Raw genomic sequence first — 16,790 nt, 5'->3', positions numbered from 1 at the left:
TCCCCGTCGTTTTATCGCGCAAAACACGCAAAGTGGCTCTGCTTCATTCTTCGCGCAGCGCCACCATGGGGTCGATGCGCATCGCGCGCCAAGCGGGAATCGCACACGCTGAAAAGGCCACCAGCAGCAGCAAGACCGAAACACCTGCGAACGTGGCAGGATCGTTGGGCCGCACGCCGTAGAGCATGCTGGCCATGAGCCGCGTGGCAGCCATGGACGCGCCGATGCCAATGATTGCGCCGGAAAGAGCGAGCGTCAGCCCGTGCCGCACCACGAGCCGCATCAGATCGCGCCGTTGCGCACCGAGAGCCATGCGAATGCCCAGCTCACGTGTCCGTCGCGCCACTTCGTACGAAAGCAATCCATAGAGGCCGATGCACGCCAGCACCAGCGCCAGGATTGCGAAGAAACTCGACAAGCGGGACATCAGCCGCTCCTTAAAAAGCGTTTGCTCTATCTGCTGCGTCTGTGTGCGCACCTCGAAGAGCGGCAGGTTATTGTCGGCCTGCACAACGATGTCTCTCACCTGTTTCACCAGCGCGGTGGGATCGCCCGTGGCCCGCAACTCAAAGTGGGCGCTGTTGCCCTCCAATGGCTCAAACATGGTGGGCCTGATTTCGCTTTGCAGCTGCTCATACTTGGTATCGCCGACGACACCCACGATGCGATAGCCGGGCCGGGGGCCGATTGCAGGCTCATCTTCCTGCCCGTTGCCCATATGCTTCCCCAAAGGATCCTGATTGGGGAAGAACTTCTGCACAAAGGCATGGTTGACGATAACGGGCACGGGAGGCGCCTGAAGCTCGGTTTGCGGATGCGCGGTGCCGACGGTCGGATATGCACCAGGTGTATCGTGGGAAGCTGCAGCCGCTTCCGCCGCAGCTGTGATTGCGGCCCTCGTCGCTTCTGCCGCAGCGAAGTCCGCTGTCGTAAACGGTCGGCCAGCCAGCATCGGGATGCGCATCATCGAGAAGAAATCCGAGCCCACTGCAAGCAATGCCGTGTCGACATTCTCTTTAGGCGGGGCCCCGTCGAGATGCACGTCCGTGCCTGACCAGCTTTGGCTCAAAAGTGCACTCTCTGAATAACTGGCAGAGACGACACCTGGCAATGCTGCGAATCGATCCTGCAATTGGTGATAGAGATGCACGGTCTGCCGATCTTTGTATCCCGCAAGGCTAGGATTGAGGCCGAACAAGAGGATGTTTTGCGTGTCGAATCCAGGATTGACCGTTTGCAGTTTCTGCAAGGTGCGCACCAGCAACCCTGCGCCAACCAGCACCACGATGGAGAGCGCGACCTGCGCCACTACCAGGGCGTCACCGAGGCGAAAACGCCGCCCGACCTGTCGCACAGCTCCTGGAATCGTCGATGAGTTTTCCCGCAGAGACGGCGTGAGGTCGCCTCGCAATCCACGCAGAGCTGGGGCGAGTCCGCATAAAACTCCCGTGGCGAGCGTGAGGCCCAGGGTGAACGACAGCACGCGCCAGTCGGGACCGATGACGTACGAGAAGGGCTGATCGAGGCCGTTGGACACAAACCTGGTGATTGCCTCCACGCCCCAAACAGCAAACAGAATTCCCAGCGCGCCGCCGGCAACCGACAGCAGAACACTCTCAGTAAGAAGCTGTCGGGCGATCCGCGCCCGCCCGGCGCCAAGGGCCTGGCGGACTGCCAGTTCCTTCTGGCGTTTGGTGGAACGCGCCAGGATGAGACCGGCGACATTGGCGCACGCAATCAGGAGAACAAGGCCTACGGCAATCATGATGAGATCGAGCATAGGAGCAATCTGGCTGCTCTCCCCGTCGAGTGCTTGTTGCGCGGGCAGCAGCCTGATCACGGGCGCGTCGGCTTCAGTAAATGCCGGCTTCGCTCCATGCAGCGTTTCCGAACGGAAGAGTGTGGTGGTTTCGGCCTGCGCCTGCGCAACCGGGATGCCCGGCTTGAGCCGGCCTGCGATCAACACCCACCACGTCCCGGCGTCGGAGAGCCGGTCCTCGATATCCCACCACTCGCTCCGCACTCGCATCGTAAGCGAAAACGGCATGAAGAAGTCCTGATGTTTGCCGGGGGTCAGACTGTTGAAGCCGGGGCTGGCGACTCCGACGATGGCTGCATCCACGTTGTTGAGGCGGACGATGCGCCCCACGGCCGATGGGTCAGCACCAAAGGCTCGCTGCCAGTAGCCATAGTCCAGAACAATCGCCGGGGATGAGGAGGGCGTATCATCGGCAGGTCCTAGCAATCTTCCCAAAGCGGCTTTTACTCCGATCGTCGTGAAGTAATCACCGGAGACAAAAAGGCCGCGTGTAATGTTTGCCGGGCCGTTGCCGCTGAAGCCCACTTCAATGGGGCCTGCAAATGCCGCCACGTCGGTGAGCGTATTTGTGTGGCCGCGCAGAGCCTGAAAGAACGGCATTGAAAAAGCGCAGTCGGCCGTACAGTCGCCGTAGCCGCTGTGGCTGCGAAGTTTCGGCTTATGCTGCGCACTCCACCCAAAGATCACGAGATGCTGTGGATCCTCCACCGGAACCGATCGCAACATCACTGCGTCGATCTCGCTGAAGATCGCGGTATTAGCGCCGATGCCGAGCGCAAGAGTCAGAATAGCAACGGCGGCGAAGCCAGGCGATTTCGCCAGCATGCGAAACGCATAGCGAAGGTCCTGCACGCCTTGCTCGATCCAAAGAAACGACCGCTCATCGCGATGAGCCTGCTTCGCCTGCTCCACGCCACCATAGGCGCGCTTCGCGGCAATCCGCGCTACTTCCGGCGACATGCCGCGACGTTCAAATTCCTCCGAGAGTAGAGCCAGATGGGCCGCAACCTCGCGCGCAAGTTCATTCTCGGCCCGGTTGTTGCCGAACAGGCTTCGGAATCTGGCGAGGAGTCTGCGCAGGCGAGCCATGGCTATTGTTCCTCCGCGAGAAGTTTTTCCACCACGTCCGCCATCTGCCGCCAGCGAGCAGTCTCTTCATCCAGCGCCTTCAATCCCGCCTTGGTGATGGTGTAGTACTTCGCTTCGCGATTGTTTTCGGTCTTGCCCCAGGACCCGCGCGTCCACCCGTGCTGCTCCAGTCGCACCAGCGCCGGATAGATCGTTCCCTGGTTCAGGTTCAGCTGGTCTCCTGAAACCTGCTCAAGCCGGCTGGCAATACCATACGCATGTTGCGGACCCATGGTTGCGAGGGTGCGCAGGATCATCAGGTCGAGGGTGCCTTGCAGAATTGGTAGCGTCATCTTCTTCACTTGGCATCCAAGTAGACGATGCATTGTACTTGAATGTCAAGTGGTAGCTTTGATTTTGTGACGAGTGGCAGTTTGCGTGGGATTCCTCTGAAGATGCACCGGTCATCTGGAACAGAAACCGTCACTCGACATTGTTAAAAACCGGCTTGATACTCCTTCCCGGCCTTCTGCAACAGATTCACGGAATTTCGCTATCTGGACGCGCAGTCCGTCTGCTAGATTTGCCTTCACGCGGCCTGAGCTTTTATCCCTCCACTCGAACGAAGCAGCCGCGCAAGGAGAGATCCAATGCACATCCCCTCACGAATTGCCGCTCGCATGCTGCTGTGTTGCGCTGTGGCTGCCGCACCCGCACTTGCTTTCGCCCAAGACGCAGCACCCGCAAAGCCGGCGAAGCCTGCTGTCGGGACGGCAATGTCGCCATCAGAAACATACGGGAAACTGCTCGGCATGATGGAAAAGGAATTTGTTGACGCCGCAGAAGCAATGCCCGCAGATAAATTCGATTTTGCGCCGCCCGCCACAGCCGGTGACTTCAAGGGCGTACGCACTTTCGGAGGACAGGTAAAGCACGTCACTGAGGCCAACCTCTACTTCTTTGGCGGCGGCGGCATGTCCGAAGCCGACATGAAGGCCAAAGCCGACGCGATTGAAAAGCTCACTGCCAAGGCCGACATCATCCAGGCGCTCAAGGACTCGTTCACGCAGGCTCACACCTACGTCAACGGCATTACCCCTGAGAATGTTTTCGTTATGACGGCCAACGGCACCCGCGCAGGGATGTCCACCTTCGGCATCTCCCACATGATGGATCACTACGGCCAGATGGTTGTTTATCTGCGCATGAATGGCATCGTTCCGCCGGCCAGCCGCGGCGGAGGCATGTAAACCTCGCTCTCATCGATCGCGCCACCAGCAAGCCCGGTCTCACCTTGAACGGTGGGCCCGGGCTTTGTTTTACTGCTCGCGAATCGCGGAAACCGGATTGACTTGCATGGCGCGATGCGCAGGCAGATAGCACGCCAAAATCGCCATGACTCCCAGAAGCACAACCACTGCGATCACGGTTAACGGGTCGGTCGCGCTGATTCCGTAGAGCAACCCGGCGATGAAGCGCGTCAATCCGAACGCAAGCGCCAGTCCCACCATCAGGCCCGCGATCGTGAGCCGCGCTCCCTGCATCAAAACTAGCCGCAGCACATCCGACCGCGATGCACCGAGCGCCACCCGAATGCCAATTTCATGCGTGCGCAGTTGCGTGCGATACGCCACCACGCCATAGATCCCCGTCGCGGCCAGCACCAGCGCAATCATGGCAAACATTCCTGCGAACGTGCTCTGCATGACCGCAAACATGCTCGACATCTGCGTAGTCTCGTGCATCGTGCGCACATCAAATACCGGCAGGCGCACATCGACCTGGTGAATCGCCTGCTCCAGGAGCGGCGCCATATCGGCGGGATTGCCCTTCGTTTTCACCTGCACTGTCAATTCGCTGTCTGGCTGCTGGAAGTAGCTCATGTAGATCATGGGTTCCGGCAGTTCGTTCATGAGATTGTGCTTCGAGTTCTTCACCAGTCCAATGACCGTGAACGGCTGGCCCCATATCTTCAGCTTCTTCCCCAGGGGATCCTGTCGTGGCCAATACCGGCTTGCCGCCGTTTGATCCACAACCACCACGCCGGGCGCTTTTTCACTATCGTCCATGGTGAAATCGCGGCCCTCGAGAATTGGTATTGCAAGCGTCTCGAAATACCTCGGTGTCACATCGGCCCTGCGCAATTCAAGAGACTCGTGCGGACGCGGAACATAACCCTCGGGATACGCATCCACCGACTTGCGGTTGAAGTTGAAAGGAACCCAGTCCGTAAGCGATGCAACCGTAACGCCCGGCAGCGCTATTACGCGATCGAGAATCTTGTGCCTGATCTCGCGCACTTCCTCATCAGGGTAGCCTGCTATAGCCAGACCTACCGAGGCGGTCAGAATATGGTCCTGCTCAAACCCGGGATTCGCGGAACTGATGTTTCTGAGCGTGCGCAGAAAGAGTCCCGAGGTCACAAGCAGCGCCAATGAAAGGGCAATCTGCGCCACCACCAGGCCGCTGAGCAACCGGCGATTGTGCGATCCGCCTGATACGCTCGCCGCTTCTTCCTTCAGCGCCTCTGCGGCCGGCACACGGGACGAGCGCAATGCGGGAAATGCCCCGCAGATAATGCTCGCCAGAACCGAAAGCAGCAAGATGACCATCACAACGTTGTGATCCACAGTTCCGTTGAGGACAACTGGATTTGCGTTTGGCGGAATGAATCGCGCAAAGCTTTTCGCCGTCCACGCCGTCAGCAGCAAGGCCAGTGCTCCGCCGGCGAAGGATACAAAGAATCCCTCCAGCACCATCTGCCTGACCAACTGAATTCGTCCCGCACCCAACGATTGCCGGATGGCAATCTCGCGGCGGCGAGCGACGAAGCGTACCAACGCCAGCGTGGCCACGTTGGCGCACGTCAGCAGCAGCACGATCCCTGCAATCGCCAGCAGAATCGGCAGCGTAGTGGCCATATAGATGTTGGCGCCAAAGGGCGAACGCCACATCGGATCAAGCGTAATGGTATTCACGCCGAGATGATCGTTCGGATAAGCGACAGCGATCCTCCGCATGATCGTCTCAAGATCCTGCGTGGCCTGATCCCGGCTTACTCCCGGCCGCAATCTTCCCAGCACGTTCAGCCATGTCGCGTTGCGGTGCGTCATGCGCCACGCATTTGAGCCGATCGGGTTCAGCGTTGCCCACAAATCTTCCCGAATCCCAGGCATCGCTCCGCTGAACCCCTTCGGCGCCACGCCGATCACCGTTACCGGATGCCGCGCGATCTCGATGGTCTTGCCCACAATCGCCGGGTCCCCTGCATACCGCGTCTTCCACAACGAGTAACTCAATACCACATAGGGAACAGCGTCAGGCCGCGTCTCTTCTTCCGGAAGGAAAAAGCGTCCCAGCATAGGCTGGATACCCAGCAGGTCAAAAAAGTTCGAAGTGACGTTGCCAACGTAAATCCGCTCCGGCGTTACTCCGCCCGTAAGCGTGAGCCAGTCGTGGTTATATCCGAGGATTCCGGCGAAGCTGCGATTCTGTTCCCGAAGGTCCCGATAATCGAGATACGAAAGCGGCGGCGAAGGAGAAATATTCCATTGCCCCCGCATCACGCTCACTAGCGCGCCGGTATCGTGAGCGCCGGGAATGGGGTGCAGCATCGTCCCGTCGATCCAGCTGAAGACCGTGCTATTCGCGCAGATGGCCAGCGCCAGCATCAACCCTGCGGTGATTGTGAATCCCGGACTCTTGCGCAATTGCCGCAAGGCAAAGCGAACATCCTGAAGCAGTCCACGCATGGACGCCTCCTGAAGGAAATTTTGCTCTGGGGAATGAGAGTATTGCTTTCTATGATTGCATGCTGTGCGCCAAAGCACGGTGACTTACAAGATCTGTAGTTTCATTGAGATAGTCTCGCTTAGGCCTTCACGGTGAGAGACCCCTATGTCCGATGAACCAGCGGATCGTTCATTTCCGCACACCGCTCCGACTCGGTTTGTAATTTGGATCACACGTCGGCGATTTCTGTTTGCGAGGGCCCCGAGATCGTCCCGGAGAGCATTCCCCGGGAGCACGTCCCCTTCCTGATGAGCAGGACGGGGACGTGCTGGTCAGCCCCGATCAGAACAGGCTGGGGAAGGAGGTTGAGGTGGTGATGCGGGTTGCGGCCAGGACGCCAGTAAATGTGACGGCCTTGCTTCCATCGAGGTTATAGGCCACCAGCGTAAAGCTTCCCGAGTACTTGTTGCCGTCTTCGCCAAGGGTCACGCGCTCGGTGATTTGCGCCCCAGCCGTGGGATTGCCGATGCCGCCGGGTGCGTTCGCTGTATCGTTGCCAAGCCAGGGCAGGTGGTTGACATAGTAGGAGCGACCTCCCGTCCTCTCCCAGACGCCCAGGCAGAAATTTCCATCCTGCGGCGGCCGGGCCGATTCCATGATCTCTGTCTTGTCACTATGAAAGACAACGAGGGCGTTATCGATCATTGGGTAAGCGTTGCTGGGGATAGGATTTCCGTTCATCGTATGGGCGGTGAAGGTTACGTGCCACATGCCGACGATCGAAGGGCCGTCGCGGTCGTCGCGGTCATCATCGTTAAAAAGGGCGGCACGCATGAACTGTGCTGAGCCAAGCTGGGGATGCCAGGCAGCGGGTTTGACGTAATTCTTGTTGAGACCACACTGTGCCAGGGCGCTTGGCACCATCGCCACCGCGAGCACCAGCGCGCCCATTGCCGACATCAAGCTGCAATTTCTTGTCCTCATCTGAATCTCTCCTCGGCCGGGGATCGCCGGCGTGCTACCGAGATAACGCCGATCTGCGTCGCACAGGCAATGAAGCGGTGGTAAAGCGTCTGGTAAAGGTTTGGTGAAGCAATATCTGCTTAAAATCCAGCACCGTACGCGCTATCCTTGGATTCCGACAATCTTGATCTCGGACGCGGAGGGGGCCCCGTGCGCGGTCCGACTTACCAATTCGCTGATTTCCAGCTCGACTGCAGCCGCTTTGAGCTGCTCCGCAACGGCCGCGCCCTCCGCGTAGAACGCAAGCCGATGGAGCTACTCATCCTCCTCGCCTCGCGCCAGGGACAGCTTGTCTCCCGCACCGAAATCGCCCAGCACCTCTGGTCCAGCGAAGTCTTCGTCGACACCGAGCACGGCATCAACACCGCCATCCGCAAGCTCCGCCACCTTCTCCGCGACGACTCCGAAGATCCTCAATTCATCCAGACCGTCACCGGCATGGGCTACCGCTTCATCGCGCCCACAGTCTCCATCGCAGAGCCAGCCACGGATTCCCCTGCGGTGCCCACCCTCGAACCTGCTCCTGCAGACGGCATCACAGCACCCGAAGCTCCCACGCCGCCGCTCCACGAATCCCCGAAGAAACCGCTCGCCGTTCAAGTTGCTGTCATTGCCCGCTTCGTCGCGCTTACCGTTCTGTTTATCGTGATGGCTATCGGCCCGAGAAAGATCGCAGACCTTCTGCATCGGGACCCGAACCCGCCCATCACCTCGCTAGCAGTCATTCCCCTCGACAACCTCTCCGGCGATCCCAATCAGGAATACTTCGCCGACGGCATGACCGACGAGCTGACTACCATGCTCGCCAAAAACTCCACCCTGCGCATTGTCTCCCGAACGTCTGCCATGCAGTACAAGGCTGCCCATCGCCCATTGCCCGAAATCGCTCGCGCCCTCAACGTCGACGCCATCCTCGAAGGCTCCGTCTCCCGCGCCAACGGACAGGTCCACATGACCCTCCAGCTCATCCGCGCCGACACGGACGCTCACCTCTGGGCCGAGAGCTATGACCGCAGCACAAACGACGTTGCCGCGCTGCCCAGCGAAGCCGCACAGGCCATCGCCCGCCGGCTCCACAGCGACGTCGCTATGCCGGCAACTACCCACGCGGTAAGTCCCGAGGCCCATGACGCCTACCTGCGCGGCCGCTATTTTCTCCAAAAACGCGAACCAGAAAAAAGCTCCGCCTACTTTCAGCAGGCCACTTCCATCGATCCTTCATTGTCCCAGGCCTACTCCGGTCTTGCCGCCGCTGTGCAAATCGAAGGTGTCTTCGGCACCATCCGACCGCAGGATGCGATGACCAGAAGCGATGCGGCCGCACGACGGGCGATTGAACTCGATCCCGACAACGGGGAGGCATATTCGGCACTCGGCCTTACCCAGGCCATCTTTGAATGGAGCTGGTCGGACGCGGAAGAGAATCTGAAGCGAGGAATTGCGCTCAGCCCAAATAGCTCTGACGCCGAACTGAATTTTGCGGTTTACCTCGACGCCGTGAACCGTCCTGAAGAGGCGGTTACACACATGCGGAGAGCCTTGGAGATTGAACCGGGCTCGTTCATCATAAACCGGCACCTCGGATCGACGCTCTTCTTTGCGCGACACTACGATGAAGCCCTCATACATCTGCAGCAAGCCCTGGAGATGGAGCCCGGCAAACGGAACTTCGTCGCTGGATGGGCAAGCAGGATCTACGAGATGAAAGGGATGCGGGATAAGGCGGTGGAATCGGACGCATTCGAGGTTGGGATGGAAACATCGGATGCCAAAGCCAGCGGCATACTTGCAATCTACAAGCGCGATGGGTGGAAGGCCTACTGGGAAGCTCGAATGAAGATTCTGCTGGCCCGTCAGAACGAGCCGTGCGTTCCCTACGATATTGGAGTCAATTACATCCGCCTCGGAAAACCGGATCTTGCTTTCTCGCGAATCAATGCGGCAATCGACCAGAAGTGCTGGGAGTCGAACTGGATGATGGTGGACCCGGCTCTGGACAGTATCCGATCCGACGGCCAATATAGCGATCTTCTTAAACGGATGAACCTGCCACACTGATCGGCCCGTCTATCTCTACTACCTCTCCTGCATCTCTCCGCTGCATCGTTACAGCGCTGCATCTCCCCGCTCAGACGTGTTTGCGAAGCGCGGGACTCCTGCCGGCCTAATGGCAGAGTTTTTCAATCCGGTTTCTCGGACCCTGCAAAATCAGTCAACCCCTGTCAACAACACAAACCCTCTAACTCGCACATTCCACAACGAAAAAACTTCCTCGAGGTTTGCAGATAATTTCAAGCGTCCGGCGCACAATAGGACTATGAGAAATTCACAGAGCCTCTTTGGAATGTTGCTCGGGGTTTTGGGGGCAGCCTTCTTGCCCTTCCTCACCGTCCGAAGCCCTTCCGGCAGAGGACTCTACAGCTAAGTCTATTCATTAGAATAGTGTGGCCGCGCGTGCCCTTGTAAGCCCGTCAAAAGAAGGTCTTTGAGCTGGGAGACGGGATAATAGGGGTATGCCCCGATACAGTCCTCTTCCTCGGTAGCCTGGATCAATTCAGCCTCGCGCACTCTTAGTGTTCTTCCAAACTGCTATCCTTTGAGCCACATGCCCCTGGTCACCACAACCGAAGCAGGAGCGCCCATACAAGGTCCCAGCGCCACTCTCCTCTACGACGACTGGTACCCGGCCCTGCGCACCGACACGCTCCGCAAGGGCAAGTTGGCCAAGGCGATGCTGCTGGGCTTCCCGCTTGTGCTTGGCCGACGCACCGATGGCCGCGTCTTCGCGATGCGCGATAGCTGTCCCCATCGGGGAATCCCTCTCAGCGAAGGCTGGTTTGACGGCAGCCGCGTAACCTGCCGCTATCACGGCTGGGAATTTGAGCCATGCAGCGGCCGCTGCGAGCTGATCCCGTCGCTCTCCAGCCACGACCACCTCGACGCGACTCGCATTTACGCCACAGCGTTTCCCTGCGAAGAGCGCGACGGACACGCCTGGGTTTTCGTGCCCGGCCTGGGAAGCGGAAAGCGTTCGATCGGCGTGCAGCCCCGTCCTGTTCCGGAACTCGTCAAGTTCGGCACACGCTTCCGCACTGCCCACCTCGCCGCCGACCTGCCCTGCAATGTGGACCACGGCATCATCGGCTTGATGGACCCGGCCCATGGCCCCTTCGTTCATCAGGCGTGGTGGTGGCGTTCGCGCGCCAGCATTCGCGAAAAGACCAAGCGCTTCGAGCCGATTCCCGAAGGTTTTCGCATGAGCGCCCATGCCCCGAGCGGCAACTCCGCGCCCTACAAACTCCTCGGCGTCTACGGCCAGCCCATTGAAACCACCATCGACTTCGTACTGCCTAATCGCCGCACTGAAATCATCCGCTGCGGCGACAAGTGGTTCTCCTCGCTGACGACCGTGACGCCGGTGACCGCGTCAACTTGCCGCATCGACGTCATCGCTGCATGGAACGTCTTCTACTACATCCCGTTCCTCACGCCGATCGCTAAATTCTTCGGAGCGAAATTCGTTCGTCAAGATCAGGAGACAATGATCCAGCAGGCCGAAGGCTTGAAACACAACCCCAGCCTCATGCTCATCGACGACGCCGACAAACCCGCCAAGTGGTACTTCGCCTTGAAGCAGGCGCGCCTCGACGGCACCGGCAAGCATCCGCTTGAGGCCCCGGTTGAACTCCACTGGCGCAGCTAAGTATCCGTGTATACAAAAGCCACTCAGCACTTCTGCTTTGTATCAGGGCAGGGCTTCAGCCGTGCCGCAAGACCGCGAATAAGTGTGGGCTTTAGCCCCTGAAAGATTTTTGGGAGCAGTTGAACGAACCCAGGCGACTCAGCCCGCCTGGGTCTCGTCTTCGCCCTGGGTCAGTTCGTCGTTGTCTTCGCCTTCGATGGAGATGCGCAGCGAACGCAGGAAGTTCACATCGTTTTTCGTGAAGGTGCCACCGGCGGCTTCCGCGGCAGCGTCAGCTTCCTCGGTCTCTTTGGATACCTCGTTAAGGCCAATTGTGGCTTCAAGCATCAAGAGCACGTCAAACCCATGCTTGCGGATGTCCTGGACGACGCCGGCGATCTGTTCGCTTTCAATAACGGACTCGTGGATTGCTTCTCCCAGTTGCTGAATCAGTTCGCGCAGGCGTGATGTCAAGGGTTTACCTCCGGCTGCGGCCAGCGCGGATAATTGCGCAGGGAGCGGCGATTGATTTCTATACCTTACTTCTCTAACGGCCATCCGGCAAATGGCACCCATGTTGCATGCGAACAGGTCGCCTGCAGGTCCGCCGCTGCTACCATCATATCCGGGGTCCCCGGCAACGGGTCCTGGTTGCAGGGGTGGTAACGAAGTGAGACCTGAATCCGTCGGACGAGTGCTGGGCGTGGGACTGCGCGTGGCTGGCCGTGTTGCCGGTCGAGCCATCATGGGCGAGCCAGTGCAGGGCGCCCGCGCAGCTCAACAGGCCAGCGCTGCAACAAGCGCGACCAGTGATGGACGCGTCGCCGGCCAGGCACGCGTCGCGGGTCAAGGCACGCGTGGAATTGCGCGTGGACTCGGCGGGTTCTTCAAGCCCTTCCGCAGCGTCGGTGGCAAAATCTGGCTCGAAGTTACCGGAGTGTTTTTTCTCCTCCCGGTGCTGGTCTTCACACCGGTCTTATGGAGAACGAGAACGAGCTGGCAGCAAGGGCCGGATCACCGGACTTTCCTCGCCGCCGCGGTGATCATCGTAGTGTTTCTGTATCTCGGCTTAAGCAGCTTCTGGCGTGCAGGGCGACGGCGTTGACAAATCATTTCTGCGGAATCGCCTAAGCGAGAATGTTGCGGAATTCCTTTTGCTGCCCTAAGGGTAATTCGGAGATCTTCACCATCTGCCAAACACCTGCGCGCGTCAAGGACGATCGATTTTACAGATATTTGCGAATCTTCTCACTGAACCGCGTGTAAAGGAACGACACCGCGAGCAGCGCAGTCCCCAAAACGATCAGTGTGACGTACCGGTCCGGCGGTGCCAAGGCCCAAACATCCATCAGCAGGATCTTTGCCACACTCACGAGCAGCAGCCCCAGACCCGCAAGTCGAAAGCTGCGCTCGCCGACAACCAGCGCAAACAGAAATGTCCCCAGCCCAAGCAGGCTCCACGCAATTGTGATGTGGCCTGAGCTGAGCTTCACTGCCAGCGCCACCACCATCACTCCAAAAGGCGCGAAGAAGAACCAATGCTCGGGCTTGCTCAAGACCGCCACAAAGGGCTCTGGAAGACTGATCGAAGCGCCTGCCCAGAATTCTGGACCGCGCAGTTTGAACGCGAACGGCAGCGCGGCCACCAGCACCAGCGCGGCCACCGAGAGATGAAAGAGAATCCCGTGCCAGAAATCGCCATGCGCTTCGGCGAAGAGGTCGAAGAGCAAGCCACGCAGCACTGCGACCATCGCCAGCGCGATCGCCTGCACCAGAAACGTGTGTCGCCGCATCACCCATGCCACTGCCATCAGCACAGTGGCCATCGCCGCCCAGATGGCCGTTACCCACGCGGCACCGTTCGGCACCGGCACCCAGTAGGACGGAAATTGAAACAGAAACCACAGCGCGATTGATGTCGTGCCAAGCAAATCTGCGATAAGCCCGACAACGTGGTCCCGTCGTGAGCATCGATCGGTGTTGCGTGTGCGCTCGTAAAGCCAGTAACCGCCCGTCGCTAGTATCAACACTTCGAGCAGGCAGGAATTGATGAGGCTGAAGTGATCGGCAAAGTGTCTGGAAGAATCAGCGCCAGTGGCCAGGAGATTATCTGTACCGAGCCTTGAGATCGCTACTGCGAACAGCGCGTATCTCTGCCACCGAAGGAATCCCTTGCGTGTGAAACGGCCTGTCTCGAAGAGAGCCAGCGTAAGCGCCACGAGAATTGGCGCGACCCATATCGGCTTGAAAATGTCGATGACGAGGAAAGGTAGAAAAACCGTCGCAGCCCAGGAGTACGCAGCCGGCACATAGTTGCGCACGCCGGTCTTCCGTCTCATTCCGCAATAGAGCAGCGCCACCCCAATCAAAAGCGGCGTGCGATGACTCCAGTCGCCGTGCCAGAGATTCCAACCAGAGAGACCGAGAAGCGAGGCAACGGCCAACGCATCCGTCTGCAGTGCCAGGGCGCCGCTCGCGATCCAGTCCGCGGCAAAGCCGAGTACCAACACCAGCGCGAGCCATCCGACCGCGACCCACGCGGATGGCAACGCTACCCACAGCGCCGCAGCCGCCGACGCAGTTCCGATGCAGCTGGCCAGCGGAAGCATCACGGCTTCCCACGCAGCGGGATCCCAATTTGATACGGCATTTAACTTCGGCAGAAAGCGGGGCAACAACTCTGCACGCGACCAGAATGCAAGCGCGGCGAGACTCAATACAGCCGTCAGCGCTGGATGGCTGTTCGTGTCCGCAGTCCCAAAGCGCAGGAATACCAGCGGCAGAACGTGATGTAAGACGAGAACTCCCGCACTCAGCAGAGCAAGCATGTCGCCCTCGAGCGGCGGCATGATGGCCCTGAAGCGATGTCCCAGGACAACGAGGACGAGAGCCAGCGCGATCCATGCGAGCGGCAGCCATTGATCGGGCATCCACGCCCACAGAGCCGCGGTTGCCGCGCCGAGCCCCAGCCAGCTTGCGCAGGGCAGGATAAAGGCATGCCATCCCGCCAGTGTCTTCGTCGGCGATCCTGGCTCGTCAAACTGCGGCAGCATGCGGGGAAACACCTCGCCCCGCAACCAATACGCAAGCGCAGCAAAAGCGAGCACCGTTGTATCGGCCGGATGATGACCCAGGTCCGCGTTGCTGAGCCGGAAATATGCCAGCGGCAACACGTGATCGAAGACCAACAGTACAGCCGCTCCGAGCGCCAGCGCGTCGCCCTCCACCAGCGGCATGTTCGCGCGCCAGCGATGTCCAGCAAATACAAGAACGAGAAACAGCACCAGCCAGCCGAGTGGCAGCCAGCGCTCAGGCAGCACGACCCACAAACATGTTGCAGCTGCACCCAGCGCCAGCCAGCTTGAGAGCTTCAGCGCCAGGCTCTCAAGGGCGTTCGCGGCAATCTCTGGCCAACGTCGCGGATAGACCTCGGCATGCGTCCAATAGAGAATCGCGGCCAGCGCCAGTCCAGCGGTCAGCGACCAATGCCGGCTTGTGTCGCCTGCCATTACGCGCTCGATTGCCAGCGGCATTACATCGTGCAGCGCCAGAACGCCGCCCGTTATTACGCCAGTGAGCAGGCCGAGGCGACGAAAGACGGGTTCGCCCAGCCGCAACCCGGCGATGGCCAGCACCTGCGCCTGCACCAGCCACATCACGGGCCAGCTCACGCCGTGAAATCGGAACGGCACAGACGAGACCAGCAGGACGACCGCGATGGTGGAGAGCACCACAAACGCCTGGCGTCGCTTCTCCTTCGCCCACCAGGCCAGACCCATCTCGAAAGCGCCTAGAGCGACCAGCGCCCAGAACGCCCACTCGGGATGCGCCGATTGAAATTTCAAGAGGCCCAGCACGCCGCCGGAATTCACTATCGCCGAGACACTCGACAGGTTTTCCTCCCGCTTGTCGAGCGGCGTACGCAGCACGTAGGCCAGCCGGAAGATCAGCCAGTAAAGCAGAATGAGCGCCGTCGATGGCCAGAACTCGGCGAAGTCGGTGTGGTTGTCGGGGAGCACTTTGGTGAGCCAGACGAAGTGACTCCCATAAACCGCGATCAGGCCGCACAACTCCAGAACGGCCCAATGTCGGATGGTCGTGACGACGACAAGAGCAATTGCCAGAATCGCACTCGCAGCGAGCGAGAAGACGACGGTCTGGTTCGGCTCCTCCACATGGCTCGTGAGCAGCGTGCCGAAGCCCAGCAGGAACGCAAGCGCGGTCACGGTCTGCGATTTGTATCGCAGGGAATGGCCCACCATCCCCGCCGCCACCAGCATCATCAGCACAAGGTCGAAGGGCAGCGAGTCGACGATGCGCGCAGCCTGCAGGTGGTACATGGCGAAGGTGGTGAAGTAGGCCAGCGCCCATCCGCCGCCGATGCCTCCGCGCGCGAAAATTCGGTAGGCCGGCTTGCGCTCAAGCCACACGCCTCCGCCGAGCAGGGCAAGGCTGACAGCGAATCCGCAGAGCACCTTGCCTCCCGGTCCCCAGGTCTGCAGCTTGTAAGCAAGGAAGAAAGCGAGGCCGATGACCAGTATGGCAATGCCGATTTTGTTCAGCCAGTTTGCACCGAGCGTTTGTTCGAGCGAGAAGGGCTGTGTCGCCGCCTGTGCGGGCTCCTTGGCTGCTGCAGCCGGTGCCGTTTGAAAGGCCGCCGCATGGACGGGCGGCGCGGATGTTGCGGGTGTTTGTCTCGCCGGCTCCGGGGGTTTTGCGGGCGGAATTTGAGCTTCCGCTTGATTCGGGGTCGGGCGTTCCGGAGTCGCCGTTGGCATCGCCTGAACAGCCGGCGGCTGAGCCTGAGCAACAGGCGGCTTTGGACCCGATGGTGCGGCCGCAGCCGGCATCGGAGCAGTCGGTTGCGGACTTGCTGCAGGAGGCGCGGCGGCCGGAACCACCGGCTCAACGGGTTTGGCTGCGGCTACGGGCGTAAACGCTGCGATCGAAGGCGTGGCGCTGTGCGCGGCCTGGGCTGCGACCGGAGTTGGCGCCTTGGGGGCCGCTTCTGCGCTTGCTGGTTTCGCGGTTGCAGTTTGTTCAGCCGCCTCACCGCTCTTCGCGTTCGCCCTCACCAGCGCCGCCAGCTGCGAACGCAGAAAATCAAGTTCGCGCTCCAGCCGATCGACCGCGTCGCGCATGCGTGCATTGGCGTCGCGGCTGCTGTTCCAGACCGAAATGACAACGATCCCAAGAACAATGATCAGGAAATAGTCCATAAAGTTAATTGGCGGGAATTATACGAGGATTTCGAAGGACAAGCGCTGCGTTGTGCGCCTTGTCACTCACAAGGAACGATCGCGGCGGCCGTGAACGAAGTGCCACGCCGACAGCGCCAGGGCCAGAACGCCGAGCCCGTAGGCCATCCATGCATAACGGCCGTGGTGAATCTGCCAGCCACGCCAGAAAGCGAATGCTGAAGCCACAATCATCAGAATTCCACGCACTGGATTCACCTGGTTCTCC

At 59.9% G+C, this 16,790-nt stretch carries 11 protein-coding genes; 4 read left to right on the top strand and 7 right to left on the bottom strand.

All coding sequences use genetic code 11. The annotated features are described in order from the left end of the window. Positions 1–43 precede the first annotated feature (43 nt). A complete protein-coding gene (locus VK574_RS18805; RefSeq protein WP_472801412.1) occupies positions 44–2,908 on the bottom strand; it encodes an ADOP family duplicated permease in 2,865 nt (954 codons plus the stop codon). 2 nt (positions 2,909–2,910) lie between these two features. Next, entirely contained in the window at positions 2,911–3,240 is a 330-nt protein-coding gene (locus VK574_RS18800; protein ID WP_472801491.1) for a PadR family transcriptional regulator, read from the bottom strand. A gap of 297 nt (positions 3,241–3,537) precedes the next feature. Between VK574_RS18800 and VK574_RS18795 the strand changes: the two genes are divergently transcribed. After that, positions 3,538–4,137: a DinB family protein gene (locus VK574_RS18795; protein WP_472801411.1), complete on the top strand. Its 600-nt coding sequence runs from the start codon at positions 3,538–3,540 to the stop codon at positions 4,135–4,137. Between the two features lie 69 nt (positions 4,138–4,206). Here VK574_RS18795 and VK574_RS18790 read toward each other — a convergent pair whose 3' ends face one another. Then, complete coding sequence (locus VK574_RS18790) at positions 4,207–6,639, bottom strand: ABC transporter permease (protein ID WP_472801410.1); 2,433 nt, start codon at positions 6,637–6,639, stop codon at positions 4,207–4,209. Between the two features lie 322 nt (positions 6,640–6,961). Further along, entirely contained in the window at positions 6,962–7,603 is a 642-nt protein-coding gene (locus tag VK574_RS18785) for a hypothetical protein (protein WP_472801409.1), read from the bottom strand. A 189-nt stretch (positions 7,604–7,792) separates the two neighbouring features. Here VK574_RS18785 and VK574_RS18780 point away from each other — a divergent pair, with 189 nt between their 5' ends. Together VK574_RS18780 and VK574_RS18775 are read left to right on the top strand one after the other, a co-directional pair. Beyond that, positions 7,793–9,700: a winged helix-turn-helix domain-containing tetratricopeptide repeat protein gene (locus tag VK574_RS18780; protein WP_472801408.1), complete on the top strand. Its 1,908-nt coding sequence runs from the start codon at positions 7,793–7,795 to the stop codon at positions 9,698–9,700. A 547-nt stretch (positions 9,701–10,247) separates the two neighbouring features. After that, positions 10,248–11,345: a Rieske 2Fe-2S domain-containing protein gene (locus VK574_RS18775; RefSeq protein WP_472801407.1), complete on the top strand. Its 1,098-nt coding sequence runs from the start codon at positions 10,248–10,250 to the stop codon at positions 11,343–11,345. A 138-nt stretch (positions 11,346–11,483) separates the two neighbouring features. On the opposite strand, the gene VK574_RS18770 is transcribed toward VK574_RS18775, so the two are convergent. Further along, entirely contained in the window at positions 11,484–11,798 is a 315-nt protein-coding gene (locus VK574_RS18770; protein ID WP_472801406.1) for a hypothetical protein, read from the bottom strand. A gap of 196 nt (positions 11,799–11,994) precedes the next feature. Here VK574_RS18770 and VK574_RS18765 point away from each other — a divergent pair, with 196 nt between their 5' ends. After that, positions 11,995–12,429, top strand: a complete 435-nt coding sequence (locus VK574_RS18765) for a hypothetical protein (RefSeq protein WP_472801405.1) — start codon at positions 11,995–11,997, stop codon at positions 12,427–12,429. Between the two features lie 121 nt (positions 12,430–12,550). Here the strand turns inward: VK574_RS18765 and VK574_RS18760 are convergent, their stop codons facing one another. Further along, positions 12,551–16,543: a DUF2339 domain-containing protein gene (locus VK574_RS18760; protein ID WP_472801404.1), complete on the bottom strand. Its 3,993-nt coding sequence runs from the start codon at positions 16,541–16,543 to the stop codon at positions 12,551–12,553. Between the two features lie 66 nt (positions 16,544–16,609). Continuing rightward, positions 16,610–16,780: a hypothetical protein gene (locus VK574_RS18755; RefSeq protein ID WP_472801403.1), complete on the bottom strand. Its 171-nt coding sequence runs from the start codon at positions 16,778–16,780 to the stop codon at positions 16,610–16,612. Positions 16,781–16,790 lie beyond the last annotated feature (10 nt).

Source organism: Occallatibacter sp. (genome assembly GCF_035317045.1).
In the GTDB taxonomy this organism is placed as follows: Bacteria; Acidobacteriota; Terriglobia; order Terriglobales; family Acidobacteriaceae; genus Telmatobacter.
The sequence above is the reverse complement of the archived record's forward strand: the minus strand, read 5'-3'. Positions and strand labels throughout refer to the sequence as shown.